Consider the following 11,667-nt stretch of genomic DNA (forward strand, 5'->3'; position numbering starts at 1 on the left):
GAAGTCGCCGCCGCCGCCGGAACCCGCGTCGCCGCCGGAACCCGCGTCGCCGCCGGAACCCGCGTCGCCGCCGGAACCCGCGTCGCCGCCGGAACCCGCGTCGCCGCCGGAACCCGCGTCGCCACCGGAATCAGTGCCCGAGGCATCCGCAGAGCCGCCATCCATGGGCAGGAAGGCGCTCATCAGCGTCGACGCGATGACGTAGCCGGCCACGGTGCCGAGCAGCGAGCTGCCCATCATGCTGCCGAAGCTCGGTCCGCCCTGCCCGCCCTGACCCTGCCCCTGACCCTGCCCCTGACCGCCCTGGTTACCGAAGGCGCGCGTGAGGGTGCCGGGCTGGCGCAGTTCCGCCCGGGTGGCCGCCTGGGCCAACGTCGCCGGTTCGGCGTTCGCTGGGCGCTCGCCGGCCTCGGCGTTCTCGCTCAGCTGCCGGAACAGCAGGTCGCGCTGCTCATCGGTCAGCTTGCTGAAGGCCTCCGCGTGCACCTGCTCGATCGTCTCGGGCGGGGCCGTGCGCAGCAGGTACTGGTAGCGCTCGACGGCGATCTCGTCGTCGGTGCGCTCCGGTGCGGCCGCGCGGCGCTGCTGCTGGGGCCGCTGGGGCTCGGTGCCGAAAAGGCGGTCGAAGAATCCCATGGTGTGCTCCTTGGCTCGGGTGGGACGGGGCGTTGTTCTCTACGATTCCACCCATCGCTGGGTAGGGGCTGGAATAACGCCGGAACCGGGGCAAATCGGCGCGAAACCTGCTCCGGACAGGGCTCAGCGCTGTCGCGTCGCCGCCACGATCGCGGCGATGCGGCTCGGAACCGTGTCGTCCTGCAGTGAGGTCACGTCCCCGAGCGGCCGGCCGGCCGTGATGTCACCGAGCAGGCGGCGCATGATCTTGCCCGAGCGGGTCTTGGGCAGGTCAGGCACGACGAACACCTCCCGCGGCCTCGCGATGACCCCGATGGCCTGCGTGACATGGGCCCGCAGCAGCGGTTCGAGGGTGCCTCGTGCGCCCAGCCAGACCGCCAAGTCGTCCGGGTCGTTCGGGTTGCCGGGGCCGCCGCGCGTTCCCGAGCTGCCGGAGCGGAGCGGTGCCGTCGCCGGGATCACGAAAGCAGCGATGGCCTCCCCGGTCGTCGCATCCGTCACGCCGACCACGCCGGCCTCGCCGACCAGCGGATGCGCCACCAGCGCCGACTCGATCTCGATCGTCGACAGGCGGTGCCCGGACACGTTGATCACGTCATCGACCCGGCCGAGCAGCCAGATGTCACCGTCGTCGTCGTATTTCGCGCCGTCGCCGGAGAAGAAGAAACCCTGCTCGGCGAACCGCGCCCAGTAGGAATCGCGGTACCGCTCGGGGTTGCCCCAGACCGTGCGAGCCATGCCGGGCCAGGTTCCCTCGATCACCAGGTAGCCACCGGAGCCGAACGGCACCGGCCGGCCGTGGTCGTCGACGACGTGCGTCGTCAGGCCGGGCAGGGCGCGCAGGGCCGAACCGGGCTTGAGCGTGCTGACGCCCGGCAGCGGCGCCATCACGGCGGCGCCCGTCTCCGACTGCCACCAGGTGTCGACGATCGGGGCACTGCCGGCGCCGACGTTCTCGCGGAACCACACCCACGCCTCCGGGTTGATGGCCTCGCCGACTGACCCGAGCAGGCGGATGCTGGACAGGTCGAACTCGCTCGGCAGCCCCTCCGGGAACCAGGTCATGAACGTGCGAATGAGCGTCGGCGCCGTGTAATAGGTGGTCACACCGTAGCGCTCGATGATCTCGAAGTGCCGGCCCGGATGCGGGGTGTTCGGTGTGCCCTCGTAGATCACCGAGGTGGTGCCGTTGGAGAGCGGCCCGTAGTGCACGTAGCTGTGCGCGGTGACCCAGGCCAGGTCGGCGGTGCACCAGTGCACGTCGTCGTCCTTGGCGTCGAAGACGGCCCAATGGCTCCAGGACGCGTGGGTCAGGTACCCGCCGCTGGTGTGCACGAGCCCCTTCGGGGTGCCCGTCGTGCCCGAGGTGTAGATGATGAACAGCGGGGTCTCCGCGTCGAAGAACACGGGTTCGTGCACGGGGGAGGCGAGGTCCACTGCTTCGTGCCACCAGACATCCCGGCCCGGCGTGAAGGGGATGTCGGGGGTCAGGTCGCCGGTGCGGCGCACCACGAGCACGTGCTCGATCGAGTCCACGCCCGCGACGGCCGCGTCGGCCGCGTCCTTGACCCGAACGGCCCGGCCCCGGCGGAACTGGCCGTCGGTGGTCACGAGCAGCTTCGCGCCGGTGTCCTCCACCCGGAACCGCAGGGCCTCGGCCGAGAATCCGCCGAAGACCAGCGAGTGCACGGCGCCCAGGCGCGCGATGGCGAGGGTGATGATGATGGTTTCGGGGATCACCGGCAGGTAGAGCACGACCCGGTCGCCCGGCACGATGCCGAGGTCGGTGAGCGCGTTGGCGGCCCGGTTCACCTCGCGGCCGAGTTCGGCGTAGGTGATGGTGCGGCGGTCGCCGGGCTCGCCCTCGAAGTGGAACGCGACCTTGGTGCCTTTGCCGGCGGCCACGTGCCGGTCGACGCAGTTGACGGCTACGTTGAGCTTTCCGCCCGCGAACCACTCGGCGCGGGGCACGGACAGCACGCCGTCGGTATCCGTTGCCGCCGGCTGCCAGGTGTGGTCGGTGTGCCACGGCTCGGCCCAGTCGAGGCGGTGCGCCTGCTCGGCCCAGAACGCGATCGGATCTGCGGCGGCCCGGTCCCACCAGGTGGCGTCCACGTTCGCCTGCGCCGCGAAGGCGGCCGGGGCCGGGTAGCGTCGGGTCTCGGTCAGGAGACCACGGATGATGGCGCTCGCGGGATCGATCGAGTGCGGGGCCCCGGTCGGTGGCGTCGATGCGGCCGTCACCGGCGTCACGCCCATTTACGGTTCGCCCAGCGCTCGAAGAGGCCAACGGCGGCATCCGTCAGCTTGCCGAGGATGGCGAGCAGAATGATCGCCAGCAGGATGCGGTCGATGCGGCCGTTGTTCTGCGAGTCGATTAACAGGAAACCCAGACCCATCGAGGAGGCGATCAGCTCGGCGGCGACGAGGAAGAGCCAGGCCTGGGCCAGGGCCAGCCGCAGCCCGGAGACCACGGCGGGGATCACGGCCGGCAGCTGCACGGATGCGAACAGGCGCACCCCGCGCAGGCCGAACGCCCGTCCTGCCTCTACGAGCTGGCGGTCGACATGCCGCAGCGCCGCCGACACGGTCGTGTAGACCGGGAAGAAGGCGCCAATGGCGATCAGGGTGAGCTTGGACTCCTCGCCGATCTTCAGCCAGAGGATGAGCAGGGGAACCCAGGCGAGCGACGGCACCGCGCGAATGGCGCCGAGGGTCGGGGCGAACATGATGTCGGCGGTCCGGGACAGCCCCACCAGGGCTCCGAGGGCGATGCCGAGGGCGGCGCCGACGGCGAAACCGATGAGCACGCGCTGGGTGGAGATCGCCGCGTACTGGCCGAGCAGACCACTCGCGAACAGGTCGAGGCCGGCCTGCCAGACCATGGCGGGGGAGGGAAGCTGGGCGATCGTGAACACGCCGAGCGCGGTGGTGAGCTGCCAGGCCGCAAGGATCAGGACCGGCAGGATCGCGCCGCCGATGAGGGTGACCGAGCCGCGCGAGGTGAGCGACCGGCGGGGGGAGTGCGCGGTGCGTGCGGATGCCGTTGCGGTGGCATCGGTCACGGTCCGGGCCGACGTGGGCGGCAGCGTGCGGGGCACGGTCTCGGTCATGGTCGCGTCCTCTCGGTGGGTGGTGCTGGTGTGCTGGCGGCGCGGGTGTGCTGGCGGCGCGGGTGTCCGGGGCGGTTGCCCGCCCCGGACGGTGGTGCGGTGGTTACCGGGCTAGGGCCGCTACTTCACGACCGACGGGTCGGCCTTCGTGGCGAAGCTGTCGTTGATGATCGTGTCGAGGGCGTCGTCGATCTGGCTCTGCGCCGCGACGTCACCGGCGGCGACGAAGGTCGGGCCGATCTTCTTCAGCACCGAGAGCTGGGCCTTGCCGGGCACGTTGTCCACGTCGAGGTTGGAGCGATCGGTGATCACCGTGGTGGCAACGGCGAGGTCGAGGCCCGAGACGCCGGCCAGGATCTCGGCCGTCTGGTCGGGGTTCTCCAGCGCCCAGGCGCGGGCGTGCTCGTAGACGTCGACGACGGTCTGGGCCACATCGGGTTTTTCGGTCACGAAGCTTTCGGTGGCGTTGAGGAAGCCGTAGCTGTTGAAGGCGACGTTGCGGTAGAGCAGTTCCGCACCGGCGGCCTCGGCACCGGCCATGATCGGGTCGAGTCCGGCCCAGGCGTCGACCGAGCCGTTCTGGAGGGCAGCCCAGCCGTCGGCGTGCTGTAGGTTCTGCACGGTCACGTCGTCGAGGGTGAGTCCGGCCTCCTCCAGTGCCTGGAGCAGGAAGAAGTAGGGGTCGGTGCCCTTGGTGGCGGCAATCTGCTTGCCCTTCAGGTCCGCGACGTCGGTGATCGCGGAGTCGCCGGGAACGACGAGGGCCGCCCACTCGGGCTGCGAGAAGATATCGATGACCTGGATCGGCGAGCCGTTCGAGCGGAACAACAGAGCGGCCGAGCCGGCGGTGGAACCCACGTCGATGGCATTGGCGCGCAGGGCCTCGTTGGCCTTGTTGGAGCCGGCTGACTGCACCCAGTTCACGGCGATGTCCTGGTCGCTGAGGGCATCCTCGAGCCAGCCCTGGTCCTTGATCACCAGGCTGAGCGGGTTGTAGGTGGCGAAGTCGATGTTCAGGGTGCCGCCGGTGGTGACGGTGGCCTCACCCGCTTCGGCGGCTTCGGCCGGCTCGGCGGCCGGCGCAGTCTCACCCGCGACGCAGCCGGTGAGCAGCAGGGCGGCGGCCGTTGCGACGGCAAGGAGCGCGATTCGTGCGGTGGAGCGGTGCTGTGTCATCGGGTTCTCTCAGTTGGTCGGGCTGCGGATGCTGCCCCCGGTGTGGGAAAGCGGTGGTGAAGCAGTGGGATCGTGAAGCAGTGCGATGGTGACGTGTGGGGAAAGTGGTGAGGCAGGGAAGTCAGTAGGGGAAGGCCGGGATGGTGGAGGTCGCGGCGAGCCCGCGTGCCTCGCCGTGACGGTCGATGCCGAGCCCGGCGAGAAGTCGTCCGCGCAGTTCGGCGAGTTCCGCCGAGCCGCGGTCGCGGGGGCGGGCCCCGGGAACGGTGAGCTCCTGCACGATGGTCGCGCCGTCGCGGGTGTCGTTGTCGGGCCGGCCGAGCAGGATGATCCGGTCGGCCAGCTGTAGCGCCTCGTCGACGTCGTGCGTGACCAGGAGGACCGTTGTGGGCGCCTGGGCGTGCACGTCGAGCAGGAGGTCCTGCATTTTGAGGCGGGTGAGTGCGTCGAGGGCGCCGAACGGTTCGTCCAGCAGCAGCACGCCCGGATTGCGAGCCAGAGCCCGGGCGAGGGAGGCGCGCTGCGCCATCCCGCCGGAGATGGCCTGGGGGCGGTGGCCGGCGAAGGTGGACAGACCGACCAACTCGATCAGTTCGGCGACGCGGGCGCGGCCGGCGGCCCTCGGGGTGCCGCGGGGCAGTCCCAATGCGACGTTCTCGGTGACGGTGCGCCAGGGCAGCAGGCGCGGCTCCTGAAATCCGACCGCGCAGCGCGGGTCGATGCCGGCGACCGGCGAGCCGTCGATGCTCACCTGGCCGGTGGTCGGGGAATCGAGGCCGCCTGCGATGCGAAGCAGAGTGGACTTGCCGCATCCGCTCGTGCCCAGGATCGCCAGCACCTCGCCGGGGCGCACAGTGAGCGAGACGTCGCGCAGCACCGGTGGCGACGCGGTGGGCCCGCGGGTCGCGGTGGGGGCGAACGTGCGGCCGATCGCCTCGAACTCGACTGTGAAGGCCGAGTTTCCGGTCGTGGTCGTGGTTCTGGCCGCCCCGCCGCGCCCGGACGCCGGATCGGCGGACGTCCCGTGTGGTTCGGCGAGGTGCGGCATGGGCGGCTTTCGGTCGGTGGCGGGGAAGAGTTGCTTGACGTTAGCCGAGGGCAGACGGATGCTGCTGGGCCGGCCGCAACCCGACGTAACACGCGGCGCTTCTTCTTGGGATGATGGGGCCATGACTCGAACCGTTTCCGGAGCCCTCGTACTCATTACCGGTGCCGCCAGCGGCATGGGCCGTCTCTATGCCGAGCGGGCCGTCGCCGAGGGCGCGCAGGCCGTGATTCTCTGGGACCGGGACGCCGGGGCGCTGACCCGTGTGGCCGGCATCCTCGGCGATCTGGCCGGCGAGGGCACGCTCGTTGTCCCGTATGTCGTGGACATCGCCGACCTCGGCGCGATCGCTCAGACCGCCCAGCGGGTGCGCACGGAGGTCGGCGACCCGGACATCGTGATCAACAACGCCGGCGTCGTGCGCGGAGCCTTCTTCTGGGAGCACGACAACGGCGCGGACACGCGGCCGACCATGCAGATCAACGCGCTCGCGCCGATGTACATCGCCCGAGAGTTCCTGCCGGCGATGATGGCGAATCGCGGTCGTGCGTCGCGCATCGTGAACATCGCGTCGGCGGCCGGGATGCTCTCGAACCCCCGGATGAGCGTCTATGCGGCGTCGAAGGCGGCCCTGATCGGGTGGGGTGACTCGCTGCGTCTGGAGCTCAAGCAACAACGGTTCGGGCACGTCAAGGTCACGACCGTCTGCCCCAGCTACATCTCGACCGGGATGTTCGAGGGTGCCCGCGGTCCGCTGCTGACGCCCGTGATGACGCCGGAATATGTGGTCGAGCGGGTTTGGCGGGCGATGCTCGCGGGCAAGCCCATGCTCACCATGCCGTGGACGGTCGAGCTCTCAAAGGTGGTCCGCGGAGTGCTGCCTCTGCCCCTCTGGGACGTGGTGGCCGGCCGCGTCTTCGGCGTCTACGGCTCTATGGACGAGTTCACCGGCCGCCCCTGAATCGAGCCCCGGTGGTCGAGCCCGTCGACACGCGGCGACCCGGTGACCCTGTCCTCCGGAGGCCGCCCGCCGGTGGTCGAGCCCGTCGAGACCCGTCACCTTGTCCTGCAGAGGTTCCGGCGCGCAGCCCCGAGCCCGGTCATCAACCAATTCGACGGAGATTCTGGCTCTCCTGTCATAACCGTGGGTTAAACCCGGCCGGGGAGGAGTGGTTTGTGGCCGCCGAGGCTGAGCATGGCTAGTGCGATGAGGGCGTCGGATGATTTAAAGCCGAAGCCGAAGCCGAAGCCGAAGCCGAAGCCGAAGCCGAAGCCGAAGCCGAAGCCGAAGCCGAAGCCGAAGCTGAAGCCGAAGGCGATTCGGGTGATGAGTCGGGTCTTGGTGTTGACGGATTCGATCCGGCCGTTGGAGAGGCCGTTCTCGATCGCGGCGAGGATCGTGGTGCGGTGCTTGACGATGGAGCGTTGCAGTTGCACGAACGACGGAATCCGGCAGCGGCGGGCCCATCCGATCCACTTGTTCAGGGCCTCGGCGGTTTCGTCGTGGGGCGGCTTGAAGATTAGGCGGAGGCCTTCTTTGAGGTAGTAGGCCCGGCCCAGGGCCGGGTTGGTGTGAACGACCCAGGCCAGCTTGATCTGTTGTCTCTCGGTGAGGTTTTCCGGGTTTTTCCAGAGCGCGTAGCGGGAGTTCATCATTAACTTCGCGTGCTCGCTGTGGGGCCGGGGCGGGGCGTAGTGCGCGGGCCGGCCAACCGTGCGGGACTCGTTCAAGCGGGCCTGTTTCCGGGCCTCGGTCCAAGCGGCCTTGCGGACTTCGTCGAGGGCTTCCGTGGCGCATTTAACGACGTGGAATGGGTCCGCGCAGCGGACCGCGTTCGGGCAGCGCGCCGCGACGACTGACGCGATCCGGGCGGCCCCATCCGCGGAAACATGCGTGATCAGGGCGGATCGTTCCTCGCCGAGGGCATCGAAGAAGGTGGCCAGGGTGGCTTTGTCCTGGCCCGGAGCGGCCCAGACCAGACGGCCCGAGTCGTGGTCAACGACCTCGGTCAAGAACTTCCGGCCGCGTTTGAAGGAGACCTCATCGATCCCGATCCGGGTGAGCCCGGCGAAGGGATCATGGAGCTTTTCCGTCTCGGCCCAAACGCGAGTGATGATCGCCCCGACCGTGCGCCATGCGATCCGCATCAACTGGGTTGCCGCGGTCTTCGAGGTTTTCGTCGCCAGCCACGCGACATGTGAATCGAAGTGGCGGGTGTGGCCGGCCTGATGCCGGGCCCACGGGGCCGCAGCCACGATCACACCATGATCCCGGCACGACACCCGCGGGGCATCCGCTTCCAAAAAGACCCGGATCGAGCCGAAATCTAAGCCCCGCCACCGGCGGCGGCCCGACCCCTCGTCGTAGCGAGGGTGCGTTTCTGGCAGCTCCCACACCGGTTCCGCATCGACCTGGTCAGCCGAACCGAAGCGACAAAAACGACCGTCGCGATGTCGAGATCAACGGCCTCGACCACTGTCTTGTCGACACCAAGCAAAGTCCGCCATATTGTTAGAGACCGCATGCCGTTTTCCTGCCCTTGAGTTTCTTTCCTAGACAGTCAGAAACCTAAACAGGAAGCGGCGTGCGGCCGTTCAGGCACTCCGAAACACCCACAGATGCAGCAGGAGAGCCTATGTTGCACTATTTATGCTCGTTCTGAGGGCGCGGTTGGGTGAATGGGCCGTCTCGGCGGTCCGGTGCCTCGACAAGCGCCCCGATTGACCACCTTGAAGGCAGCGCTCACTTAGCGGTTAGCGACGGTAGCCGGCGACAGCAGGGGTAGGCGTTGCTTCGGCGGCTGTGCGCAGAGCACCGCGACGAGTACGCTCCCCGCGAGGGGCGGCAGTATCCATAAGACATGACGCCAGCTGTTTTCGGCGTTGCAAAGGCGACGGACAGTTACGGCGAGGGTGGGAAGCAAAACACCGAGGAATAACAGTGCATCCAAGGTGGTGGTGCCGTCGGCGAATGGGCTGCTGAATGCATCCAAACCGGCATCAACGAGGCCGCGAAAGAGCGCCCCCCACCAGAACTCGGAACACCGTGCGAATGGCGGGCACGAACGTCATGAATATTTTCTCTCGAGAGGATGATGCCATCATCTGCATTCCGGAGGCTGCCGACTCTGTCGGGTCCCGAAATAGCGTGGGCGACCCAGGAAACACTCGGCCTAATTCTCCCTAACTCTCCCTACCGAGAATCCGAGGGGCCGGGAGGGCTTAGTTGGTGTGGCGGCGGACCAACAGGGCCCGACGGGCTCGGTGGAGGTGCGGCATGATGCCGTAGATGACGATGGGAACCGCGATCGTAGCGAGGATGAAGGTGCGGAGCAGCATCGGAAAATCGCTGAGGATGGAACCGAGCAGGAGGTTCAAGACGGTCAGTGTGGGAAAAACTGCCAGCCAGATCATCAGCGCGAGCTGGTGCTTTGTCGGGGGCCCGACGGGGATAGTGCGGGGTTCGGTGGGTGTCGCAGACATTTGGTTGCTCCTTATATCAGGTGATTGGGTGAGATTGAGAACGGCTAATGAGCCCGTTGTGGTGCTTTCCATGCCATCGGCCCAGCTGAAGTTCTGTGGGCAGGGTGAGCTGGGGGTATGGGTGCCAGTCGTAACTGAGGGAAGGGGTGAGAGGACTTTGGACCGGCCCGGCGGGTGCCGAGCTGTTCACTGACCTGACGAATCGGGGTTTGCGGCTCGGTGAGTGGCCAGCGCGAAGGCGATGTCTTCTTCGACCAGCTCCGCGTTGATAGCGATCGCAGCGGTGGATCCCTGACCGGCGGCGGTGATGACCTGGGCCCGTGGATCGGCAACATTGCCGGCGACCCAGACACCGGCGACCGACGTGCGACCTGTCGCGGCGTGGGTGACCCACCCGTTGTCATCCGTGTCGCAGCCGAGCGCCGTCAAAAGGTCTGAGTTTGGAACGAACCGGGGACGTACGAACACGGCGGAGCGTGGGATGAGGGCACCGTCGACCAGCTCAACACCATGCAGTCTGTCGTCGAATACGACCAGTCGAGCGACTACTTCTTCCATGATGACGACGCCGCGGGCTGCCAGCACCTCTCGCTGCTCGGGTGTCGGGGACGTGCCGTTCGTGAACAACGTGACATCTGATGACCACTGGCGTACGAGAAGCGCATGCTGAACCGCTTCTGAGTCGCCGCCGAGCACGCCGAGCGGCTGGTCGCGAACCTCATACCCGTGGCAGTACGGGCAGTGCAGCAGGTCCTGCCCCCACCGTTCACGGACGCCCGGAATGTTTGGTATCTCGTCGCGGAGACCAGTAGCAATAAGGATCTTGCGGGCACCAACCTCCGTGGCAGTTGCGAGGAGCGCGCGAAAGCCTGGTTGAACGTCCACGACGGTGCCGTAGATGATGGTGCCTCCGTAGCCGGCGACTTCCGTCTGACCAGCTGCGATCAAGTCTCGCGGTGGCATGCTGTCTCTGGACAAGTAGCCGTGCATCGCGGCTGCGGGCGCATTGCGCGGTGCGCCGGCATCCACCACTGCCACTGTGCGTCCGGCACGAAGCAGAACCACCGCAGCTGTCAGGCCGGCCGCACCACCGCCGATCACTAGCACGTCGTAATTACTCATGTGATGAGCGTGACCGGTTGCTACCCGTTACGCAAAGTTTATTGCTAATTCCGGGATAGAGCGATGGAATGGGGGCATGGAAGAAAACACAATCATTGCCGCTGCGCTCGATGCAGTCGGACCCCGACTCAAACGAATGCGCTCCCAGCGTGGCATCACACTCGCCGAATTGTCGGGCACGACGGGGATCTCCACGAGCACATTGTCCAGATTGGAGACTGGCCAACGCCGGCCGAGTTTGGAACTACTGCTCCCACTCGCCCAGGCATACCGGGTCCCGCTCGACGAACTGGTCGGTGCCCCCGAGGTAGGCGATCCCCGCGTGCGCCTGAAGCCGCGGCGAGTCAATGGTCGCACCGTAATCCCGCTTACTCCGCAGCCTGGTGGTGTGCAGGCGTGGAAAATTCTCATTCCCGCCACCCAAACCAAGCCGGAGCCTCGGACCCACGAAGGATATGAGTGGCTCTATGTACTCGCCGGGAAGATGAGGCTCATCCTCGGAGACCACAACCTGGTACTCAGCGCCGGTGAGGCTGCCGAATTCGACACCCGTCTTCCCCACTGGTTCGGTAGCGCAGACGGGAAAGGCGCCGAAGTGCTCAGCCTGTTCGGCCGGCAAGGCGAAGGTGTGCACGTCCGCGCCAAATCGGAATCACGCGTGGACAGCGCCGATATCTGACCGACTCAGGGGCTCGCCCAGACAGCCCTCCTCCGCAAGGGCGCGGGCCGATCCCCGCGCGGCGCCGGCAAATTGTCGGCGACACCCTCGCCACCGTCCGGCGGTTGCGGTCAGCGACCGCGTCCGGGCTGGTGCGCCTCCGCGCCGACAGAGCGTTCTATAACCACCCGGTCGTCGCCGCCGTCCACCGGGTCGGCGCGAGAGTCTCCCTCACTGCACCGATGGGCCCTGCCGTGACACCCGCGATTCTTCGGTACTTACAGGTTCCACACGTTCTTCACCACTCGGCCGTCATGGACGAGACGCCCGGAAGTCGAGCATCGATTCCTCGACGGCGAGAACCGACCAGGTGCCGCCTTCGGCATCCGTGAACGCGTAGGCGGGGACTACCAGGACGCTCCCGTCCGGCTGCC

At 67.6% G+C, this 11,667-nt stretch carries 9 protein-coding genes and 2 pseudogenes; 2 read left to right on the forward strand and 9 right to left on the reverse strand.

Features of this window, described 5'->3' with window-relative positions; translation table 11 throughout:
- From E3O67_RS14785 to E3O67_RS14805, 5 genes are all read right to left on the reverse strand, one after another.
- Window positions 1–636: hypothetical protein (locus tag E3O67_RS14785; RefSeq protein WP_135103036.1), on the reverse strand; the 636-nt coding region annotated here is incomplete at its 3' end.
- 123 nt (window positions 637–759) lie between these two features.
- The gene (gene acs, locus E3O67_RS14790; RefSeq protein WP_135103037.1) at window positions 760–2,895 is read right to left on the reverse strand and encodes an acetate--CoA ligase; all 2,136 of its coding nucleotides are present in this window, start codon (window positions 2,893–2,895) and stop codon (window positions 760–762) included.
- Complete coding sequence (locus E3O67_RS14795; RefSeq protein ID WP_135103038.1) at window positions 2,886–3,749, reverse strand: ABC transporter permease; 864 nt, start codon at window positions 3,747–3,749, stop codon at window positions 2,886–2,888. The genes acs and E3O67_RS14795 overlap by 10 nt, the downstream gene beginning before the upstream one ends.
- A gap of 120 nt (window positions 3,750–3,869) precedes the next feature.
- Entirely contained in the window at window positions 3,870–4,925 is a 1,056-nt protein-coding gene (locus E3O67_RS14800) for an aliphatic sulfonate ABC transporter substrate-binding protein (RefSeq protein ID WP_134428935.1), read from the reverse strand.
- Window positions 4,926–5,046: 121 nt separating this feature from the next.
- Window positions 5,047–5,973 carry an ABC transporter ATP-binding protein gene (locus E3O67_RS14805; RefSeq protein WP_134428950.1) on the reverse strand — a complete coding sequence of 309 codons (927 nt, stop codon included), beginning with the start codon at window positions 5,971–5,973 and terminating at the stop codon, window positions 5,047–5,049.
- 121 nt (window positions 5,974–6,094) lie between these two features.
- Between E3O67_RS14805 and E3O67_RS14810 the strand changes: the two genes are divergently transcribed.
- On the forward strand, window positions 6,095–6,931 hold the full coding sequence (locus E3O67_RS14810) for an SDR family NAD(P)-dependent oxidoreductase (RefSeq protein ID WP_134428936.1): 837 nt from the start codon (window positions 6,095–6,097) through the stop codon (window positions 6,929–6,931).
- A gap of 188 nt (window positions 6,932–7,119) precedes the next feature.
- On the opposite strand, the pseudogene E3O67_RS14815 reads toward E3O67_RS14810, so the two are convergent.
- The 4 genes and pseudogenes from E3O67_RS14815 to E3O67_RS14830 all read right to left on the reverse strand — a co-directional run bounded on the left by E3O67_RS14815 (window position 7,120) and on the right by E3O67_RS14830 (window position 10,575).
- Window positions 7,120–8,495, reverse strand: a pseudogene (locus E3O67_RS14815) (ISL3 family transposase).
- A 222-nt stretch (window positions 8,496–8,717) separates the two neighbouring features.
- Window positions 8,718–9,002 (reverse strand): annotated as a pseudogene (locus E3O67_RS17905) (hypothetical protein); the annotation flags it as partial.
- A 190-nt stretch (window positions 9,003–9,192) separates the two neighbouring features.
- Window positions 9,193–9,453 carry a hypothetical protein gene (locus E3O67_RS14825; protein ID WP_135103039.1) on the reverse strand — a complete coding sequence of 87 codons (261 nt, stop codon included), beginning with the start codon at window positions 9,451–9,453 and terminating at the stop codon, window positions 9,193–9,195.
- Window positions 9,454–9,639: 186 nt separating this feature from the next.
- The gene (locus E3O67_RS14830) at window positions 9,640–10,575 is read right to left on the reverse strand and encodes an NAD(P)/FAD-dependent oxidoreductase (RefSeq protein ID WP_135103040.1); all 936 of its coding nucleotides are present in this window, start codon (window positions 10,573–10,575) and stop codon (window positions 9,640–9,642) included.
- Between the two features lie 76 nt (window positions 10,576–10,651).
- Between E3O67_RS14830 and E3O67_RS14835 the strand changes: the two genes are divergently transcribed.
- On the forward strand, window positions 10,652–11,254 hold the full coding sequence (locus E3O67_RS14835; protein WP_135103041.1) for a helix-turn-helix domain-containing protein: 603 nt from the start codon (window positions 10,652–10,654) through the stop codon (window positions 11,252–11,254).
- Window positions 11,255–11,667: the final 413 nt, after the last annotated feature.

Source organism: Cryobacterium sp. TMT3-29-2, assembly GCF_004564305.1.
Lineage (GTDB): Bacteria > Actinomycetota > Actinomycetes > Actinomycetales > Microbacteriaceae > Cryobacterium > Cryobacterium sinapicolor.

Coding starts and splice junctions, on each gene's coding strand:
- acs (WP_135103037.1), bottom strand. CDS start 2,895: ATGGGCGTGACGCCGGTGACGGCCGCATCGACGCCACCGACCGGGGCC.
- E3O67_RS14795 (WP_135103038.1), bottom strand. CDS start 3,749: ATGACCGAGACCGTGCCCCGCACGCTGCCGCCCACGTCGGCCCGGACC.
- E3O67_RS14800 (WP_134428935.1), bottom strand. CDS start 4,925: ATGACACAGCACCGCTCCACCGCACGAATCGCGCTCCTTGCCGTCGCA.
- E3O67_RS14805 (WP_134428950.1), bottom strand. CDS start 5,973: ATGCCGCACCTCGCCGAACCACACGGGACGTCCGCCGATCCGGCGTCC.
- E3O67_RS14810 (WP_134428936.1), top strand. CDS start 6,095: ATGACTCGAACCGTTTCCGGAGCCCTCGTACTCATTACCGGTGCCGCC.
- E3O67_RS14825 (WP_135103039.1), bottom strand. CDS start 9,453: ATGTCTGCGACACCCACCGAACCCCGCACTATCCCCGTCGGGCCCCCG.
- E3O67_RS14830 (WP_135103040.1), bottom strand. CDS start 10,575: ATGAGTAATTACGACGTGCTAGTGATCGGCGGTGGTGCGGCCGGCCTG.
- E3O67_RS14835 (WP_135103041.1), top strand. CDS start 10,652: ATGGAAGAAAACACAATCATTGCCGCTGCGCTCGATGCAGTCGGACCC.